The following is a 17562-nucleotide window of genomic DNA, read 5'->3' as shown; positions in this document are numbered from 1 at the left end:
CCCACGCTCAGGGCATGTTCTTCATCATCTCGTGGGTCATCGGCATCATGTTGGTGTTGAGATGATGCATGACCCAGAGCGAACCCGCGAGCGCGATGCCGACGATGACGATCGTGAAGATCAACGCCATCAGTGTCCAGCCGCCCTCCGAGCGGGCATTCATGTGCAGGAAGAAGATGACGTGCACGACGATCTGAACGACGCCGATGCCCATGACGATGACGGCCGTCAAAAGCCTGCTGTCCAGCACACCGCCCATGACCAGCCAGAACGGAATGGCCGTGAGGATGACCGACAGGATGAAGCCCGTCATGTAGCTCTTGAACGAACCGTGACCGGCCGCATCGCCGTGATGGCTGTGCGCGTGGTGAGGTTCGAACGCGCTTTCGTGGTCGGAATGTGCGCTCATCCGAGAACTCCCAGGAGATAGACGAGGGAGAAGACGCCGATCCAGATGACGTCGAGGAAGTGCCAGAACATCGAAAGGCACATCAGACGGCGACGGTTTTCAAGGATCAGCCCGTGTTTGCTGACCTGCACCATCAGCGTGATCAGCCAAATGATGCCGAAGGTAACGTGCAGGCCGTGTGTGCCGACCAGCGTAAAGAACGACGACAGGAATGCCGATCGCGTCGGGCCGGCACCTTCGTGAATGAGGTGATAGAACTCATAGAGCTCCACTGCCAGGAAGATCGCGCCGAAGACGCCGGTGACGCCGAGCCAGAAGAGCGTTTCCATCTTGGCGTTGCGCTCCATCTGGAGCATGGCAAAGCCGTAGGTGATCGACGACAGAAGCAGCATCGCCGTGTTGAAGGCAACGAGGCCGAGGTCGAACAGGTCGGCCGGTGACGGTCCTGCCGCGTAGTTGCGGCCGACGACGCCGTAGGTGGCGAACAGCACGGCGAAGATCAGGCAGTCGCTCATCAGGTAGAGCCAGAAGCCCAGCATGGTGCTGTGCTCCGGGTGATGCTCTTCCGTGATGTAGAACTGCGGCTTCTCGTTATCTTGGACTTGCGTTTGGCTCATCGTCTCAGGTCCGTTCCGTGAGCAGCTTGGAGCGAGCATCTTCCGTCGCCGCGACAGTCTCTGCGGGGATGAAGAAATCTCGCTGATAGTTGAAGGTATGGCCAATCGCGACGGCAATCAGCGCGACGAAGGACACGGCCACCAGCCACCAGATGTACCAGATCAGCGCGAGGCCCAGCACGACGCTGATGCCGGCGAGAATGATGCCCGTGCCGGTGTTCTTCGGCATATGGATCGGCTTGAAGCCTTCGAGCGGACGCTCATAGCCGCGGCTTTTCATGTCGTACCAGCTATCATGGTCATGCACGACCGGCGTGAAGGCAAAGTTGTAGTCCGGCGGCGGCGACGACGTCGACCATTCAAGCGTGCGGCCATCCCAGGCGTCGCCGGATGTTTCGCGCAGTTGGTCGCGGCGCAGGAAGCTGACGATCAACTGGATGATGAAGGACGCGATGCCGATCGCGATCAGGACGGCCCCGAAGGCGGCGATGATGAACCAGATCTGCAGCGACGGATCTTCGAACTGGCTGACACGGCGGGTCACACCCATCAGGCCCAGCACATAGAGCGGCATGAAGGCGAAGAAGAAGCCGATCTGCCAGAACCAGAAGCTCATCTTGCCCCAGAACGGATCGAGCTTGTAGCCGAAGGCCTTCGGCCACCAGTAGACGAGCCCGGCCATCAATCCGAACAGCACGCCGCCGATGATGACGTTGTGGAAGTGGGCGATCAGGAACAGCGAGTTGTGCAGCACGAAATCGGCCGGCGGAATTGCCAGCATAACGCCGGTCATGCCGCCGATGACGAAAGTGACCATGAAGCCGATGGTCCACAGCATCGGCAGTTCGTAGCGAATGCGGCCGCGATACATGGTGAAGAGCCAGTTGAACATCTTGGCGCCCGTCGGGATCGAGATGATCATCGTGGTGATGCCGAAGAAGGCATTGACCGAGGCGCCCGACCCCATCGTGAAGAAGTGGTGCAGCCACACCAGGTATGACAGGATCATGATCACGCAGGTGGCGTAGACCATTGAGGTGTAGCCGAAGAGACGCTTTCCGCAGAAGGTCGCGACAACCTCGGAGAAGATGCCGAAGGCTGGCAGGACGAGGATGTAGACCTCCGGATGGCCCCAGATCCAGATGAGGTTGATGTACATCATCGGATTGCCGCCAAGGTCATTGGTGAAGAAGTTCATGCCGAGGTAGCGGTCAAGCGAAAGCAGCGCCAACGTGGCCGTCAGGATCGGGAAGGTTGCGACGATCAGGATGTTGGTGCAGAGCGACGTCCAGGTGAAGACCGGCATCTTCATGAAGGTCATGCCCGGAGCACGCATCTTCACGATCGTGGCGATCAGGTTGATGCCCGATAACGTAGTGCCGACGCCGGCCACCTGTAGCCCCCAGATGTAATAGTCGACCCCGACTCCGGGACTGTAGTCCGCGCCCGAGAGCGGCGGATAGGCAAGCCAGCCGGTACGCGCGAACTCGCCGACGAACAGCGACATCATGATGATGACAGCGCCGCCGGCGGTCATCCAGAAGGAGAAGTTGTTGAGGAAGGGGAAGGAGACGTCGCGTGCGCCGATCTGCAGCGGCACGACATAGTTCATGAAGCCAGTGACGAAGGGCATCGCCACGAAGAAGATCATGATCACGCCGTGGGCGGTGAAGATCTGGTCGTAGTGATGCGGGTTGAGGTAGCCCTCATTGCCGTTGAAGGCGATCGCCTGCTGCAGGCGCATCATCAGCGCATCGGCAAAGCCGCGCAAAAGCATGATGATCGCCAGAATGATGTACATGATGCCGATCTTCTTGTGATCGACGCTTGTGAACCACTCGTGCCAGAGGTAGCCCCAGAGCTTGTATTTCGTGATCAGGCCGACCACCGCCAGACCGACCACCGCCACGACCGCGAAGGTCACGACGAGGATGGGTTCATGATAGGGGATCGCTTCTAGCGTAAGCCGCCCGAAGATGAGTTGCGTGAGGCTGGTGTCACCAAACATGGGTCTTCCAATATGTCTCGAATTGCGGCCCAAGGGCCCTGGCGCTCGCTGGATGAGAGCCGGCGAGCGCGCGAAATTCCTAATGCGCTTTGTGCATGTCGTGGTTCATGGGCTCAGCCGCCGGCTGCTCTTCCTTGAGGCCCTCTGCCGGTTCCTCGCTTTTGGCGGGATTGCCGGTTTCGGGGAAGGTCGCTGCAGGTGCGGAAGCTTCCGTCGCACCGCCCGCGTGGCGGTTGTCATGCTCGAGCTTGGCGCGGTTCTCATGGCTTTCGACGCCCGCTCCGCCCATCGTGTCGATGTGCATCATGTCCTTCATGCACATCTGCCCTTCCCGGACGCACATGTTGAGCACCGCCTCAAAAAGGCCGTCCTCAACCGACGCGTAATAGCGCACCGGTTCCTTGATGCTCGGCTTTTCGAGCTTCAGATAGGCATCGCGGTTAAGCATCGTGCCGGTCTGCTTCACCCGGGCGACCCACTGGTCGAAGCCCGCCTGGTCCACGCCGTGGAACTTGAAGCGCATATGGGAGAAGCCGTCGCCGCTATAGTTGGATGAGAGCCCTTCGTATTCGCCTGCCTTGTTGATGACGGCGTGCAGCTTGGTCTGCATCCCGGGCATGGCGTAGATCATGCCGGCAAGCGCCGGAACATAGAAGGAGTTCATCACCGAGGAGGCGGTGATCTTGAAATTGATCGGTACGTCCACCGGCGCGGCCATCTCGTTGACCGTTGCGATGCCATACTCCGGATAGAAGAACAGCCATTTCCAGTCGAGCGCGACGACCTCGACCGTGATCGGTTTCATCTCTTCGGTCACTGGGCGCGCCGCATCGATCCGGTCGAGCGGTCGGTAGGGATCGAGCTTGTGTGTGCTCACCCAGGTGATCGCGCCGAGCGCGATGATGATCGCCAGCGGAGCCGACCAGATGATGACTTCGAGACCGGTGGAATGGTGCCATTCCGGATCATACCTGGCGGCCGTGTTTGACTGGCGGTAGCGCCAGGCAAAGAACAGCGTCAAGAAAATGACGGGTACGATGATCAGCAGCATCAGGACCGTCGAAATGACGATCAGATCCCTCTGCTGTGCGGCGATATCGCCGGATGGCGACATCACCACCATGTTGCATCCCGTGAGTGTCGAGAGCAACAGGACTGATATCATCGATCGTCCGGCTAGATTGAATGGCTTCGGCATTGCGGCCTCAACTTGCGTTTTGTCTAGTCGGCATTACTCGGGCATGATCGCGCATGGAAGTGAGGTCCATCGTCGCAGCGCAGCATTTTGCCGCAGTGCAGTGACGGGCATATGGCTCTATGCGCGTTTGTACGGGCGCAAAGGCTATTGTCGGTTCGACGCCAGTTGTTCCAGCGAACGTTGGGCACGAACTCAAATGAGGCATGTGCGCATGTACGTGTACGGCATTCTTGATATCAGACGCCAATTGGTCAACACTCTAGCGACAAGACGTTCGTTCGTCGGAGAAATTCATGGTTTCGGTCTCTCACCCCACATCGTCTGGTCTCGAGCGGGATGCACGTCGCATTCATGAAGACGACAAGCCTCTGTCGCCCGGAAGCATCGCCATTGGGGTGGTCATCGGACGAACCTCCGAATTCTTCGATTTCTTCGTCTACGGTCTCGGTTCGATCCTTGTCTTCCCGAAGCTGATCTTTCCGTTCGCGTCCAATGCGGTGACCGCGACGCTGATGTCATTCGCGTTGTTTCCCCTCGCCTTCCTCGCCCGCCCCGTCGGTTCCTTCGTCTTCATGTGGATCGACCGGAACTACGGGCGCGGCACGAAACTTACCATCGCCCTCATCATTCTTGGTGGCTCGACGGCATCGATCGCTTTCCTGCCTGGCTACGACACGATCGGTTACTGGGCGGTGGCGCTCTTGGCCTTGTTCCGGCTTGGGCAGGGTTTTGCCCTTGGCGGCGCCTGGGACGGCCTGGCGTCGTTGTTGAACCTCAACGCGCCACCGAACCGCCGTGGCTGGTATGCGATGATCCCGCAGCTCGGAGCCCCCATCGGCTTCGCCCTCGCCAGCATCATCTTCTGCTATTTTGTCGCCAATCTTTCCGAGGAGGATTTCCTCTCCTGGGGTTGGCGCTATCCGTTCTTCGTCGCATTCGCGATCAACGTTGTGGCGCTGTTTGCCCGCCTGCGTATCGTCGCCAGCAAGGAGTTTGGCGCGGCAATGGAAGCACAGGAGCTGCAGGCCCGGCCGGTGTTCGAGATGCTGAGCAAACATGCGCAGGACGTGGTACTCGGCGCCTTTGTGCCACTGGCGAGCTTCGCGATGTTCCATCTGGTGACGATCTTCCCGCTCAGCTGGGTCATTCTCAACGGCGGGCAGTCGGCCGCCCGGTTCCTCTTGGTACAGGTCGCAGGCGCGGCCGTCGGCGCGATCGGCATTGTCGTGTCGGGCGTGATTGCCGACCGCGTCGGGCGCCGCAACGAGCTGATGATCGGCGCGACCCTGATCGCGATCTTCAGTTTCTCCGCCCCCTTCCTTCTTGATGCCGGCGGAGCCGGGCAGGATGCCTATATCCTGATCGGCTTTGCCGTTCTTGGCCTCACCTTCGGCCAGGCCTCAGGCGCCGTATCCTCGCGCTTCACGAAGTATTACCGCTACACCGGTGCGGCGCTGACGTCGGATCTCGCCTGGCTTATCGGTGCGGCCTTCGCGCCGCTCGTCGCGCTCGGCCTTGCCACCAGCTTCGGCATCATCTTCATCGGCGGATATCTGATTTCCGGCGCAATCTGCACGATCGCCGCCCTCAGCCTGACCCGCGCGCTTCATCAGCAATAAGGGGGTGGCAAGGCGGCAACGCCTGGCCTGACACCGTCAGAGACGAATCTCTACATGGAAGCCCCGGTCCATGCCCGGGGCCGGCGAAGCAATGAGCAGTCGTCCGTGCATCTGTTCCACCAGCCGCTGTACGATCGCAAGGCCGAGGCCGGAGCCGGACGCTTCCGTCGGCCCGCGATTAAAGCGCTTGGTCAGGCCATTCAAGGTGTCCGCGTCGATGACGGCACTGTCGTTGATGACACGGACGCCCTGCGCATCGACGCTGACCCTGACCGGGCTGCCGGAAGGGCTATGGATAAGCGCATTTTCCAGGAGATTGCGCAGGACGATGGCAAAGGCATCGGGGAGAATCGGACGCACCAGTTCTGCGCCTTCGGCGACATGGACCTTGAGGCGGCTTGCGCCGAGTGATGATCGCTCCATGTCTTCGAGGACAAGAGCGACCACCGGCAACAGGTCCGTGCTTTCGTCCGAGATGGCGATCCCGGCTTCGGCGCGCGACATCTGCAACAGTTTCTCCGCCAGTCGTCCGAGGTGAAGCAGCGCGCGTTCGATCTGGCTGGTTCGCTGCCGAAAGGCCGGCGGTACTTCGCTCGCCAGCCGCTGCGTTTGCGCGAGTGCACCTGCGATCGGGGTTCTTAGTTCATGGGCGCTGTTCGACGTGAACTCCCGCTCCGCCTCGAGCGCCGCCTTCAGTCGCGTCAGCAAAAGGTTCACCGAACGGGCAATCGCGCGCAACTCTTTCGGGAGGGCTGCTTCGTCGAGCGGGGCCATGTTGCCGCTGTCCTTGGTGAGGATCTCCTCACGCAGCTGTTCGACCGGGGCAAGCGCGCGGCGCGCAACAAGAATAATGGCGATTATGCTGGCTGGAATCAGCATGAGTAGCGGCAACAGAAGCGCCGTGCCGCCCTCAAGCAGAGCCTCGGTGCGATGCTCGAAGGCGTCGGCTACCTGGACAAAGAGGGAGCCGTCGGGTGTGCCAGCCGTATAGATCCGGTGCGTTGCCGTTTGCGAGAAACCGACTTCGAGCGGAACGGCAAAAGGTTCCGGCGCTCCGTCGTCAAACAGTACCCTGCCGCCGCGATCGCGGACCTGGTAGATCAGATACTGTGAATTCAGCGCTGGCGCGATGCGGCCGACGGCAGGCTTGCCATCGGCACGGTCGCGGGCGATGTCATCGACCACGATGTGGAGCAGCCGTTCGGCCGTCTCCTGGACGCCGCTGTCGAAAATCTCGGTGAATTCGTCCTGCATGACATAAACGCCAAGGCCGAGCGCAACGAACCAGAAGATGGCAACCACGCTCGTCAGCGCGATGGTCAGTCTGCGGGTCATGCTTGCGACGCGCGACATCCGGTCACCTGATGCTGTAGCCGAGGCCCCGCACGGTCTCGATCCTGTCGGAGCCGATCTTCTTGCGCAGGCGGCTGATGTAGACCTCAACCGTATTGCTCTCGATTTCGGCGCCAAAGGCATAGAGCGCGTCGTGGAGTTGCTCTTTCGATACCAGCGCGCCGGGATGGGCGACGAGCTTGTCGAGCACGGCCCATTCCCTCGCGCTGAGGTTCTGGCTTTCACCTTCGACCAGCACCTTGCGGTGGACCTGGTCGATCTCGATGCCGGGAAGCCTGACCGTTGGCGTTGCATTGCCGACATAGCGTCTGGAAACGGCCAGCATGCGGGCACTCAATTCACCGAGATCAAACGGCTTGACCAGATAGTCGTCGGCCCCGCTGTTCAATCCTTCGATGCGATCGGAGATCTGGTCGTGCGCCGTCAGAATGATGACGGGCGTGCCGTCGCCTCGCATCCGCAGCGAGCGCAACAACGACAGTCCCGAACCGTCAGGCAATCGAAGGTCGAGCAGGATCAAACCGTAGAGAACCGTCTCGGTCGCTGCCGTGGCATCGACAATGCGCGTAAACCAATCAACGGCGTGGCCAGCCGCCGCCACGTGGTCGCGCAGCGCCTCCCCCAGAACCTGATCGTCTTCGACTAGTAGGACTCTCAAGATATCACCGGACACTTGTTCGTCCTTGCCTATGTTCGATGGGGGATGGGCGTCAAGCCCCCGAAGCGTTGCGCATCACTTGTCTGCATCGGCACGGCCGACGCAGAAGTGGTCGCGATCGCGGAACGGTGGGCGCTGGCGGGTTGTCAGGATGCGGCGCGTTCGCGAAACGCACCGCGCCTTTTCAGATAGCTGATGATCGCCGTGGCAATACCGACGAGCGCCATCAGAACGCCGAGTGCCGTGAGTGCACCGGTATTGTGTTCGATGGGGGCATTGCTCGCGAACTTGTACATTTCCGTGGCGAGGATTGCGATCATCGCGGCCGAGGCGGTCGAGTAGTCCTTGCCGATGACGCGCTTGACGTTGAACGACATTCCCTCGGTAGACTGTGCAAAGTTCCGCATTCGCAATGCCCACCGCGGCACGTCGCGGCAATAGGCCTGGTAGGCTTCGCCGAACGTTCTGTCGAGGAAGGCTTCTTCGGCATAGACGATGCACTGATACATGAAGGCGAAGAGCCCGATGCCGAAGACGACGAGGAACGGGTTGCCGTGCAACAGGAAGACACCTGAATAGAGCAGCATGTTTCCAACGTAGAGCGGGTTACGGCAGACGCCGAACATGCCTTCCGTAACGAGATCCTTGGCATAGACCTTTTTCTTCAGGCCGCCGCGCTGGATGTATTTGTAGCCGACCACGGTCGCACGCAAGGCGAGGCCGGCCAGGATAATCAGCACGGCGGCCAGGTCCTTGACGAGCGTCAGCGCCGGGCTCCCCAGCACGAGAGCCGGAGGTGGCGCCAGCAAAAACAGAACAATGATGATGGCCGGAAACAGCAGGTTGCGGAAACGGAAAAGAAAATTGCCGATCGTGATCATGGCCCGACTATCCTACTTGATCGCGATGATGCCGCAGAAATTGTACCAGCGGAAAAAGACCTCGACGCTGCGGAAGCCAGCTTCCTTGAGGAGCTGCAAGTTCTCGTCCAGACGATAGGGGATGAGCACGTTCTCCAGAGCTTCGCGCTTTTTGGCGATTTCGATATCGGAGTAGCCGTTGCGGCGTTTGTAGTCGTAGTAGTGCTCGATGAACAGGCGGTTGAAGGTCGAGTCCTCGCTGGTGAGCTTTTCGACCAAAAGCAGGGCACCGCGTTCGTTGAGCCCATTATAGATCGTGCGCATGATCCGCTCGCGATGGAGCGGACGCACGAACTGCAGCGTCAGCAGCATCATCACGACGCTAGCGTCGTGGATATCGATGCCCTGGTGAAGGTCTCCGACCCTCAGGTCGATCGATCGGTTGGTGTTGGCTTCGACGATCTTCTCTCTTGCCTTCTCGATCATGTCCGGCGCGTTGTCGATGCCAACAAAGCGGACGGAGGGATCGACCATGGTGTCGAGGCCGAGCAGTGTCGTGGCCGTTGAACAGCCGATATCGTAGAGACAGCTACCCGGTTCAGCGAAGTCTCCGGCGAGCTCGCAGGCCATGCGCTGGATCTCACCGTAATAGGGCACCGATCGGCTGACCATGTCGTCGAAGACGGCGGCAACAGTCGCATTGAACGCGAAGTCGCCGACCGGCTGGTCTGGCGCCGCGAAAACCTCGTCTCGCCTGTTGTTGTTCTCGTGCACCTGCAGGTGCGGTACCTTGCTAGCCATTCGCAGGTTCCCTTGTCCATCCAAAGTACATCCGGCACGGGGGCCGATTTGGTGGCTAGAGGGCCATCGAAACCTGACATGAACCTGAAAGGGGGCGCCAAAGAACACGTCACTTCTGGAGTGCCGGTGTAACACGCTGGTTTGATGAACTTCTATGCGGACTGTGCGAATGCCGGCTATTCGAGATCTGGTGCCACGCCCTCGAAAGTCACGGTGCAGCGATGACCGGCCGGTATGGAGTTGCCCGGATTGGGCAGCTCAATCCGCAAGCCAAATGTCCCACTTGCTGCGTCGAGAACCTGATCGATCACCTTGATCTTGCCAATGAAGCTGCCTTGGATCGGAGCATTCGGAACCACCTGCGCGTCCATTCCCACATGCATCTTTCCGAACGCGCTGACCGGGATGAAAGCTTCGACAAACAGGGGGTCGAGCTTGGCGATCGTCGCCAACTTGCCGTCCTGGTCCAGGTACTCTCCATTGAAAAGTGAACGTTCAAGGACGACGCCGCTGATCGGGCTGCGGATGGTTCTTTGTTCAAGCACCGTCTGTGCCCTTTGCAATTCCAATTCGGCGCTACGCTTGCGGGTTTCGGCGGTCGCGAGCTCTTTTTGGATGACCTCCATTTCGGCAACGGCCTCTTCGAGCTTGTCGGTCGAGGTGACATTACGCGCCAAAAGCGCCTCCGCGCGTTTCATGCGGTTTCGAGCAAGCTCCAGCCGCGCCTTTTGTGCCTCGATCTCGGAGGTGCTCGCGGCCTGCTCGGACATCAGCTCCACGGTCGCCTGCTCGGTATCGGAATGGAGCCTGGCTATGACCTGGTTTTCTTTCACACGGTCGCCGCGTGCGATCAGGACCTCTTTCAAAAGTCCGGGAACCGGGCTGCCGACGCGTACGACGATAGAAGGGTCAATGACGCAATCGAAAGCTTGCGCCGAAACCGGCAAAAGCGCGCAAGGCACAAGGAGTGCGGCAAGCTTCTGCCGCACCTTCGTGCGCCTAGCCACAATCCTGCCTTTTGTCATTGCATCAATTGTCATCGCATCACTCCGGCAGGCCCGAAAAGGCCAGTAATGTGCCCAGGCGTTGATCTTGAGCCAACAGATTCTTTCGGTCCTTGGCATGGGTGCGCTCGGCCCGCTGCTGGGCCATGTGGAAAAGCCATAGTCGGGCGCGCTTTCCGCAGCGTCCGAGCAACCGCAGCGGCTGCCAGGGAATGAGGTCGAGCAGCGGATCTTCCAGAGATAGTACCGCTTCCGTGCTTCCCGGGTCTCCCTTGCGGGCAGTTCGCCCCTCCATCTGCCTGTCGATGCGCCCAGCGTCATGGCGTTCGCTGAGCAAGACGTGAAGGCCACCCAGAGCGAGAGCCTCGGGGTCGACCGGGATGTCGACGCCACGTCCCGCCATGTTGGTGGCGACCGTCACGCGGCCGACGCCACCGGCCTTGGCAATAATGTCGGCCTCCTCCAAACTCTGTTCGGCATTAAGGACGCGATGCACAATCCCCTCCTTCTGGAGTACGGCGCTGACTGCCTCGGAGGCCGAGACCGAGCGCGTCGCGATCAGGACCGGCCGCCCGGCGGTTTGCAGTTCCTGGACCCGTTGCACGATGGTCAGCCATTTGGCGTCAAGTGTGGGACAAATCGTTGGAGGCAAGTTCGTTCGCCGCGAGGGTGCGTTGGGGGGAATACGCATGACCTGTAAACCGTAGACATGCCTAAGCTCGTCAGTGATTTCGCGGGCGGTTCCCGTCATTCCAGCCAGATGGAGATATCGGCGGAAGAACCGCTGGTAAGTCATTCGCGCCATTGTTAGCTTGCGGCTTGTGATCACACAGCCTTCTTTGCCCTCGACCAGTTGATGCAGTCCATCGCTCCAGGCGCGATCAGGCATCACGCGGCCGGTATATTCATCGATGATCTGGACCTTGCCGTCGCTGACGAGATAGTGCTCGCCCTTCCTGAAGAGCAACAGTGCGACAAGTGCTTGGCTTGCAGCCTCCTCGCGCCGGATGCGATTGCGCCAAATACCGCCGGCCACTTCGGCACGTTCTGAAAGTTTGGCCTTTCCGGCTTCCGTTAACTCGAGCCTGCGCTCGTCGACGAGCAGGCGATAATCGGTCGGCTGTTTGAAGCCGTCGATCAGCGCAAAGGTCTGTTCGACCCATTGCCGCTCGCCGTTGGCGTCCGTTTCCTGGGAAATGATGAGCGGCGTTCTTGCCTCGTCCACAAGCACGCTGTCGGCTTCATCGACGATGGCGAAGTGCAGTCCACGCATGACAAAAGGTGGCTCCTGGCCGCGGCGCTCCTCCAGAATGCGGCCCACCTTCGCATGAATAGGCCTTGGCTGGCCGTTGAATGTGATGCGGTCACGCAGATAGTCGAAGGCGATTTCCTTGTTGCTGGCATAGACGATGTCGCAGGCGTAGGCTGCCGGGCGCTCCGATTTTGGTACAGTACTGTTGACCAGACCAGTCGTCAGTCCAAGAAAATCGTAGATGGGGCGAAGTATATCTCGATCGCGTTCCGCCAAGTAATCGTTGACGGTGATGACGTGAACTGGAAGCCCTGCAAGCGCCGCGATCGACGCCGGCAGGCCGGCAGTCAAGGTCTTGCCCTCACCCGTATCCATCTCCGCCACGCGCCCTTTCAGCATCGCAAGCCCGGCGAGGATTTGAACGTCGAGGTGGCGCAATCCGATCGTGCGTTGGGAGACTTCGCGAACGATTGCAAAGCCGAGGCATATGTTGGCGTCGGTGAGGCCATGGCACCGCAAGGCCGCACGGACTTCGCTGATACGCATCGCGAGGCCCTGCCCGGTTTCGCCACGCAGGGTGGCTTCCGCCGCATTAATCCTCTGGACGAGTTCCCTCAGATGGCGCCGGTGCAAACGACCGGCAACCATCTGCGGAACGCTGGTCACAATCTTCTCGATACCGTCAAGCCAGTGTTCCTGCCGGTCCTGACGTTCGGCATATGTGACCAGCGGAGGCGGCGACCAGTGCGCAACGATCGTATTCATGGCCGCTCTGCCTTATCCGGCTTAGGCGCTTGCTTCCTCGACGTGGGCATCTTGGCCGTTCCTGTAGCCCTTCGGCTGTTTTGGTACGGCGGGCGGGGCGTCGCCTTTGCCGGCAGCATCTGCCGCTTCAGGCATGCGCTCCAGCATACTCGAGAAATGTCTGAGCGAGTGAAGATGCAAGTACGTGCATTCCAGCTCGTCATTGGTGAACATTGATTGAAGGTCTTCGTTCGCCAGCGCCTTCAGCTTTTCTCGGTTGACCGTCATGAAGCCGGAGAGCGACCGCCGTTCACCGCTGTTGAGGTTGAACTGCGCCTGCATCGGCTGCAGCAGTCCCAGTGATTTCAGCCGCTCGCAATACTGGCGGGTCCGCTGGTGCCTGGCCTGATAGTCCTGCAGGAAGCCAAGCACGCTCTTCAGATATTGGGTCTGCTGACCCTCACTGTCGAACAGGCGCTCGCCGCGCCCTTCGCGATTGAAGCCGTCGAAGCTTTCGTCGATGTGAAGGATGTATGTCTTGCCGCTGCGATCTGTTGAGAACACGAACGGATAGCGACGCACGAACGCTGGCACATATTTACCGAGCCAGGCGCCGTCGTCATCGACGAAGAGGTTTTGGGTCTGCTGGGCGCCGAGAACCACCGCCGGCGTCACCGTGTCATCCGTGCCGGCAAAGACGATCGGATATTCGGCGGCGGCCTGGGCAAACTCGATGGCCGTCACCGGAACCGAGTTCACTTCCTTCGCAAACTTGTACGAAGTTCCCGTTTTGATGGAAACATCCTTGTGGCGATCGGCCGAGACCGGATGCACGTCCTGATAGAAGAGAAGCTGCGCTGCCATGATGTTTTCCCTCTAGTATCTTGTAAGATTTACTCAGGTATTCTAGGAGACAAGCGCCGGATATGTACTCAGGCTAATTCATCGAACACTTTATTAGACTTCGTGTCCAGTCAAACTTTAAATAAACGAAGGAATATTTGCCGTGTTGAGCGATAAATTCTACTTGCCATAGGCGAGGACCCGTGTGTGAACCTCACAAAGACGCGTCCGCCTATGCGAGGCACGGTCGGGCTCTCAGTCAGCATCAGATCGAGATGCAAAAGATTGGCAAGCACGCGTCGCTGGGACGTGTCGCGTGGGTCGAGCGCAATTGTGCCGCCGCCGGCGGTACTAAGCGCGGCATTGGGCAATGTGTCGGTCAACGCCGGAACCTCACGGACAACGGCCGCCCTGTAGACCTTCGAAGTATCCTCGACGAAGCGCAGGCTTACCTCCCGTGTTTGTGAGCGGACAAGGTCGGCATCCTCCTCAGGAACGATGACGCGAATGGTCGGCCTGTCGAAGTGTGCAACGTAGGCGACTACTTTCCCACGCTGCACGAACTTGCCAGGCAGGTCGTGATCGTCGGGCAGGATCAGGGTGCCGCTCGATTGCGCCCGCACGATCAGGTTCGCTTGCCTGTGGCGTGCCAGGTCGAGATCGGCGCGAGCAAGCCGCAGTTCCTCCTTGACCATGCGCGCATGGGCAAGGTCCGACAAATCCTGCTTGGTGAGACGATGTTGGAGCTCGGCGACACGCAGTTCAAGCAGTTCGACGCGCGCCGCCAGCAACGGATCCTCCAGCCGGATCAGCGGATCGCCAGCCTTGACCTCTGAGGCGGGTACGGCAGCGATGTCATCGACCGTACCCTCGGCCTGAACATGGACGATCGCGTCGCCTGGCAACCAAACGATTCCCTGCACGACAGTTGCGTGGGGGATGGGCACCACGAAGACCACCAGCGCGATTGCGATGAGGGCCGATCCGACAACCGCGAATGCGCGGCCCCGGCTTCGTCGCAGGAGCGGGCTCGTAAACAGGAACCAGAAAGCCTTTGCAAGCGGCACCGCGAGCATCAGAATGAGTGCCCAGATGGCGAGCAGCGTGCCTATGATGAAAAACTTCTGGCTGACGAGCGCTATGATCGCGCCGGTGACCACAAGGCGGTAGAAGAACGCCGAAACGCCATAGAGGACGAACCAGAATTCCTCTCCGGGTGCCGTCGCCGGCGAGTTGATCGAGCCAACCTTGAAGGCATAACGCTGAACCAGATAGGCGAGATATTTATTGGCGCGGCTCGCGAGGTTGGGTATCTCCAGAAGGTCGCTCAAAACGTAGTACCCGTCGAAGCGCAGAAGAGGGTTGCCGTTGAAGAGCAAGGTTGACACGCCACCGATCAGCATGACGTTGAAGGCGAAGGCCCGCATAAGCCCCTCCTCCGCATTGACCCAGACAATGAGGGCGACCGCAGCGAGCGTCATTTCGACGAAAATGCCGGCAGCACCGACGAGGGCACGCTGCCACTTGCTGGCAAAGGCCAGGCTGTCTGATGCATCGACATAAGGGACAGGCATGAAGACCAGCATCATGGCGCCGACCTCGTGCACGTCGCCGCCCCATCGCTTGACTGCGTAGGCGTGGCCGAGTTCATGAAGGGTCTTGATGAGCGGATAGGCGATCAGCATCAGGAAGAGGTTCGACGTTGACAGCACACGGTCGGTCACATTGGCGATCAAAGCGTTCCAGTTCATGCCGGCAAGAACGGCGGCGTAGGCGACAAGACAGATGAAGACGAGCGCGCCGAACCATGAGAACAGCGCCCGCCCGACAACGCCGGTGGCGTTCAGAAACTCGTTCGGGTCGAGAAGGCCGAAGCGAATGGCGAGGGGGTTGCCGAAACTCATCAAAAGCTTGCGATTGCGCGCCTTCTTGCCCCGCTCGGCGATTTCATTGATGTCGGGCGGAACATTCCCGAACAGGACGTCGGCGGCGTGCAACTGCCCGAGAAGCTGGATGACCTCATCTTGGGTCACGACCTTGTCGTTGAGCTTGTCGCAGGCGATGTCCCAGATCGCCTGCATTGTCCGCTGGCCGTCCATTAGGCTGATGATGAAGTAGGTCTCGGGCGTGAAACGGTGGAAGCGGCCGGATGTCCTGTCTTGCAGCACGTACCAGAGCTGCCCGCGAAAGACCGTGCGATGGATGCGAACATGACCGCGCAGTTTTAGCCTCAGTTGGGCGACGCGGTACCAGGACGAGCTGAAATAGGACCGTTCCATCTCCGCGCCCTCACGGCATCCAACGCCACGCGGCAAGATAGGCCCATTGCACCATCTTGTCGGTGTAAACGCGGATTAGGAGTCGTTCGTCCACGGCCGTCTTGGCAATGCCCTCCATGCCAGGCCGAAGCCGATCGCTGACATGATCGAGCGCTGCTTCGACCTTGAAGAAATTGTGCCCCTCCTTCTGGGTGGAAATCGCGGTGATCTGTTCGATCCGGTAGGTGAGCGGCTCCTGCGGAAGCGCAGAAACCCGAAGAACTCCTTTGCGACCAATCTCGATATCGTCAATGTCGCTTTCATCCACTTCGATGATGACCCGGTAGGACTCAAGTGGTGCGATCGTGAAGAGCTCTTGCCCACGCTCGACCGCAGCGCCGATTGACTGGCTGAGGTCGCCATTGACCACATACCCGTCAAAGGGGGCGAGCAGCCGGGTGCGTTTGAGCTGTTCGTCGATCAAGGCGAGTTGGGCATCGGCCTGATCGATCTGCGCCTTGACGATGAGCGCTTCGGCCCGTTCGTGCTGCATCAGCGCCCGGTCGTATTCGGTCGTCTTCTGCTGCCGAGTGGTCGTTAGCCGAAGCCGTTCCAGGGTCAGATCCTGGTCGTCGAGCTGCGCGAGGATCTGGCCCTGTTTGACCACTTCGCCGGCCCTTGCCGACTGATTGGATACATAGCCGTTGAACGGAGCTACGACCGTTCGCTGAATTGTACCGCGAACGACGGCCGAGGACGTGACGGAATATTCTGTCGTGGCCATGCTGAAATAGGTCGCGAGGACGACGGCAATCAATGTCGCAAGCTTGCGACCGAAATATCCCGGGCCTAGTAGGCGCCGCAACTGGTTGCCGGCGGCCTCCCAGAGCTTCACCAAGACGTTCCGGTCGTTGCGGCGCTTTTCCTCAAGAACCGGTCCGACGACCGCTGCCACCGCATCGCACAGGTCGACGGTCGTCTCGTCGAAGGTACTGCCGCGTGGGCGCTGCAGCGTCAGAGCGCCGACGATCTGGTTCCCGGATTGCAAGGGGATGGTCAGCACCCCCCCGCACTTATGCGTCTCGACCAGTTCCTCATGTGCCCGGACGACCCGATACTCCCAGTGCTCTTGCGGCGGGTAAAGAACAATTGCGCGTTGATCGACGGCCTCGTCCATCGCCGCGCCGATGTCGCGAATGATGTTGACCTTATTGCCGAAACCTGCCGCGTGCGAGACGGTCGCGACACGGCATCGCCGCCCGCGCACGAAACCGACGCTGACTGGGTCGCAGGCAAGCCGCATCGCGAGTTCTGTCACGAGCGCTGTGGCCGCCTCGACGAAACCCTTTGCCTCAAGCACCGCGGCAAGCATATCGAAGGCGAGCCTGTTTCGTTCACTGATTTCTTCGTTTTCGACTTGCAGCTGTCGCCTGAGCAGGACCTCGATCCAGCCAGACGCCCATTGCACTTTGCGCATCACTTCGTGGATGGCAGATGGCTCGACGGAAAGCGAAAGGGCGCAGGCGCCATACAGGCGCTCGTTGACGATCAACGGCGAGGCGATGAGTTGCGCCATCCGGCTACCGGTCGCACCGGTGGAGATGCCCTGGCGTTGGCTCAGCGCCTTCTCGGCGGCTGCCGTCAGTCCATCGTCCGCAAGCTTTTCCGGCCAGAAGGCGACGGGCGCATAGGGGCCGGTGTCCGGCTCCCCGAGCATGATCATGCCGTTGGAGACGCCTGAGATCTGACGGCAGAGTATGGCGAGCCACGTCTCCATGAATTCGTCTGGCTTGCTCGCATTGCGGAACTTTTGCCAGAGCGCTTGGTCCAAAATAGCGTACTTCACCGCCCCCGAGGCTTCGATCGGGGGCGGTGGGGCATATTCCCTGGCAATGTGATCAGTCATGCCGGCACGCGATGGCCAGACAGGTTATTCCC

14 protein-coding genes are annotated in these 17562 nt (G+C 60.0%); 1 reads left to right on the top strand and 13 read right to left on the bottom strand.

Features of this window, described 5'->3' with window-relative positions; all coding sequences use genetic code 11:
• Positions 1-7: 7 nt before the first annotated feature.
• From cyoD to cyoA, 4 genes are all read right to left on the bottom strand, one after another.
• Complete coding sequence (gene cyoD, locus PWG15_RS25205; RefSeq protein WP_275026831.1) at positions 8-409, bottom strand: cytochrome o ubiquinol oxidase subunit IV; 402 nt, start codon at positions 407-409, stop codon at positions 8-10.
• The gene (cyoC, locus tag PWG15_RS25200) at positions 406-1026 is read right to left on the bottom strand and encodes a cytochrome o ubiquinol oxidase subunit III (RefSeq protein WP_275026830.1); all 621 of its coding nucleotides are present in this window, start codon (positions 1024-1026) and stop codon (positions 406-408) included. Before cyoC ends, cyoD begins: the two co-directional genes overlap by 4 nt.
• A 4-nt stretch (positions 1027-1030) precedes the next feature.
• A complete protein-coding gene (gene cyoB / locus PWG15_RS25195; protein ID WP_275026829.1) occupies positions 1031-3034 on the bottom strand; it encodes a cytochrome o ubiquinol oxidase subunit I in 2004 nt (667 codons plus the stop codon).
• 79 nt (positions 3035-3113) lie between these two features.
• Entirely contained in the window at positions 3114-4199 is a 1086-nt protein-coding gene (cyoA, locus tag PWG15_RS25190; protein ID WP_275027205.1) for a ubiquinol oxidase subunit II, read from the bottom strand.
• 326 nt (positions 4200-4525) lie between these two features.
• Here cyoA and PWG15_RS25185 point away from each other — a divergent pair, with 326 nt between their 5' ends.
• The gene (locus tag PWG15_RS25185) at positions 4526-5851 is read left to right on the top strand and encodes an MFS transporter (RefSeq protein WP_275026827.1); all 1326 of its coding nucleotides are present in this window, start codon (positions 4526-4528) and stop codon (positions 5849-5851) included.
• 36 nt (positions 5852-5887) lie between these two features.
• On the opposite strand, the gene PWG15_RS25180 is transcribed toward PWG15_RS25185, so the two are convergent.
• The 9 genes from PWG15_RS25180 to PWG15_RS25140 all read right to left on the bottom strand — a co-directional run bounded on the left by PWG15_RS25180 (position 5888) and on the right by PWG15_RS25140 (position 17401).
• Positions 5888-7204 carry a sensor histidine kinase gene (locus PWG15_RS25180; RefSeq protein WP_275026824.1) on the bottom strand — a complete coding sequence of 439 codons (1317 nt, stop codon included), beginning with the start codon at positions 7202-7204 and terminating at the stop codon, positions 5888-5890.
• A gap of 4 nt (positions 7205-7208) precedes the next feature.
• A complete protein-coding gene (locus PWG15_RS25175; protein WP_275026823.1) occupies positions 7209-7862 on the bottom strand; it encodes a response regulator transcription factor in 654 nt (217 codons plus the stop codon).
• A gap of 146 nt (positions 7863-8008) precedes the next feature.
• Positions 8009-8743, bottom strand: a complete 735-nt coding sequence (locus PWG15_RS25170; protein ID WP_275026822.1) for a methyltransferase family protein — start codon at positions 8741-8743, stop codon at positions 8009-8011.
• Between the two features lie 12 nt (positions 8744-8755).
• Positions 8756-9523 carry a carboxy-S-adenosyl-L-methionine synthase CmoA gene (cmoA, locus tag PWG15_RS25165; protein ID WP_275026821.1) on the bottom strand — a complete coding sequence of 256 codons (768 nt, stop codon included), beginning with the start codon at positions 9521-9523 and terminating at the stop codon, positions 8756-8758.
• Between the two features lie 176 nt (positions 9524-9699).
• Complete coding sequence (locus PWG15_RS25160; protein ID WP_275026820.1) at positions 9700-10563, bottom strand: efflux RND transporter periplasmic adaptor subunit; 864 nt, start codon at positions 10561-10563, stop codon at positions 9700-9702.
• A 4-nt stretch (positions 10564-10567) separates the two neighbouring features.
• Positions 10568-12544 (bottom strand): preprotein translocase subunit SecA, encoded by a 1977-nt coding sequence (locus PWG15_RS25155; protein ID WP_425536812.1) that lies wholly within the window; start codon positions 12542-12544, stop codon positions 10568-10570.
• Positions 12545-12565: 21 nt separating this feature from the next.
• Positions 12566-13387, bottom strand: coding sequence for a SapC family protein (locus PWG15_RS25150; protein WP_275026819.1), 822 nt, complete (start codon positions 13385-13387; stop codon positions 12566-12568).
• Positions 13388-13497: 110 nt separating this feature from the next.
• Complete coding sequence (locus PWG15_RS25145; protein WP_275026818.1) at positions 13498-15645, bottom strand: efflux RND transporter periplasmic adaptor subunit; 2148 nt, start codon at positions 15643-15645, stop codon at positions 13498-13500.
• Positions 15646-15655: 10 nt separating this feature from the next.
• The gene (locus PWG15_RS25140; protein WP_275026817.1) at positions 15656-17401 is read right to left on the bottom strand and encodes a GAF domain-containing protein; all 1746 of its coding nucleotides are present in this window, start codon (positions 17399-17401) and stop codon (positions 15656-15658) included.
• Between the last annotated feature and the right edge of the window lie 161 nt (positions 17402-17562).

Source organism: Ensifer adhaerens (assembly GCF_028993555.1).
Lineage (GTDB): Bacteria > Pseudomonadota > Alphaproteobacteria > Rhizobiales > Rhizobiaceae > Ensifer > Ensifer adhaerens_I.
This window is presented reverse-complemented; position numbering and strand designations above follow the sequence as displayed.

Bases quoted from the DNA above. Each gene is read 5' to 3' on its own strand.
- cyoB (WP_275026829.1), bottom strand. From the start codon at position 3,034: ATGTTTGGTGACACCAGCCTCACGCAACTCATCTTCGGGCGGCTTACG.
- PWG15_RS25155 (WP_425536812.1), bottom strand. From the start codon at position 12,544: ATGAATACGATCGTTGCGCACTGGTCGCCGCCTCCGCTGGTCACATAT.
- PWG15_RS25180 (WP_275026824.1), bottom strand. From the start codon at position 7,204: ATGTCGCGCGTCGCAAGCATGACCCGCAGACTGACCATCGCGCTGACG.
- cmoA (WP_275026821.1), bottom strand. From the start codon at position 9,523: ATGGCTAGCAAGGTACCGCACCTGCAGGTGCACGAGAACAACAACAGG.
- PWG15_RS25150 (WP_275026819.1), bottom strand. From the start codon at position 13,387: ATGGCAGCGCAGCTTCTCTTCTATCAGGACGTGCATCCGGTCTCGGCC.
- cyoC (WP_275026830.1), bottom strand. From the start codon at position 1,026: ATGAGCCAAACGCAAGTCCAAGATAACGAGAAGCCGCAGTTCTACATC.
- cyoD (WP_275026831.1), bottom strand. From the start codon at position 409: ATGAGCGCACATTCCGACCACGAAAGCGCGTTCGAACCTCACCACGCG.
- PWG15_RS25160 (WP_275026820.1), bottom strand. From the start codon at position 10,563: ATGACAATTGATGCAATGACAAAAGGCAGGATTGTGGCTAGGCGCACG.
- PWG15_RS25140 (WP_275026817.1), bottom strand. From the start codon at position 17,401: ATGGAGACGTGGCTCGCCATACTCTGCCGTCAGATCTCAGGCGTCTCC.
- PWG15_RS25145 (WP_275026818.1), bottom strand. From the start codon at position 15,645: ATGGAACGGTCCTATTTCAGCTCGTCCTGGTACCGCGTCGCCCAACTG.
- cyoA (WP_275027205.1), bottom strand. From the start codon at position 4,199: ATGATATCAGTCCTGTTGCTCTCGACACTCACGGGATGCAACATGGTG.
- PWG15_RS25185 (WP_275026827.1), top strand. From the start codon at position 4,526: ATGGTTTCGGTCTCTCACCCCACATCGTCTGGTCTCGAGCGGGATGCA.
- PWG15_RS25170 (WP_275026822.1), bottom strand. From the start codon at position 8,743: ATGATCACGATCGGCAATTTTCTTTTCCGTTTCCGCAACCTGCTGTTT.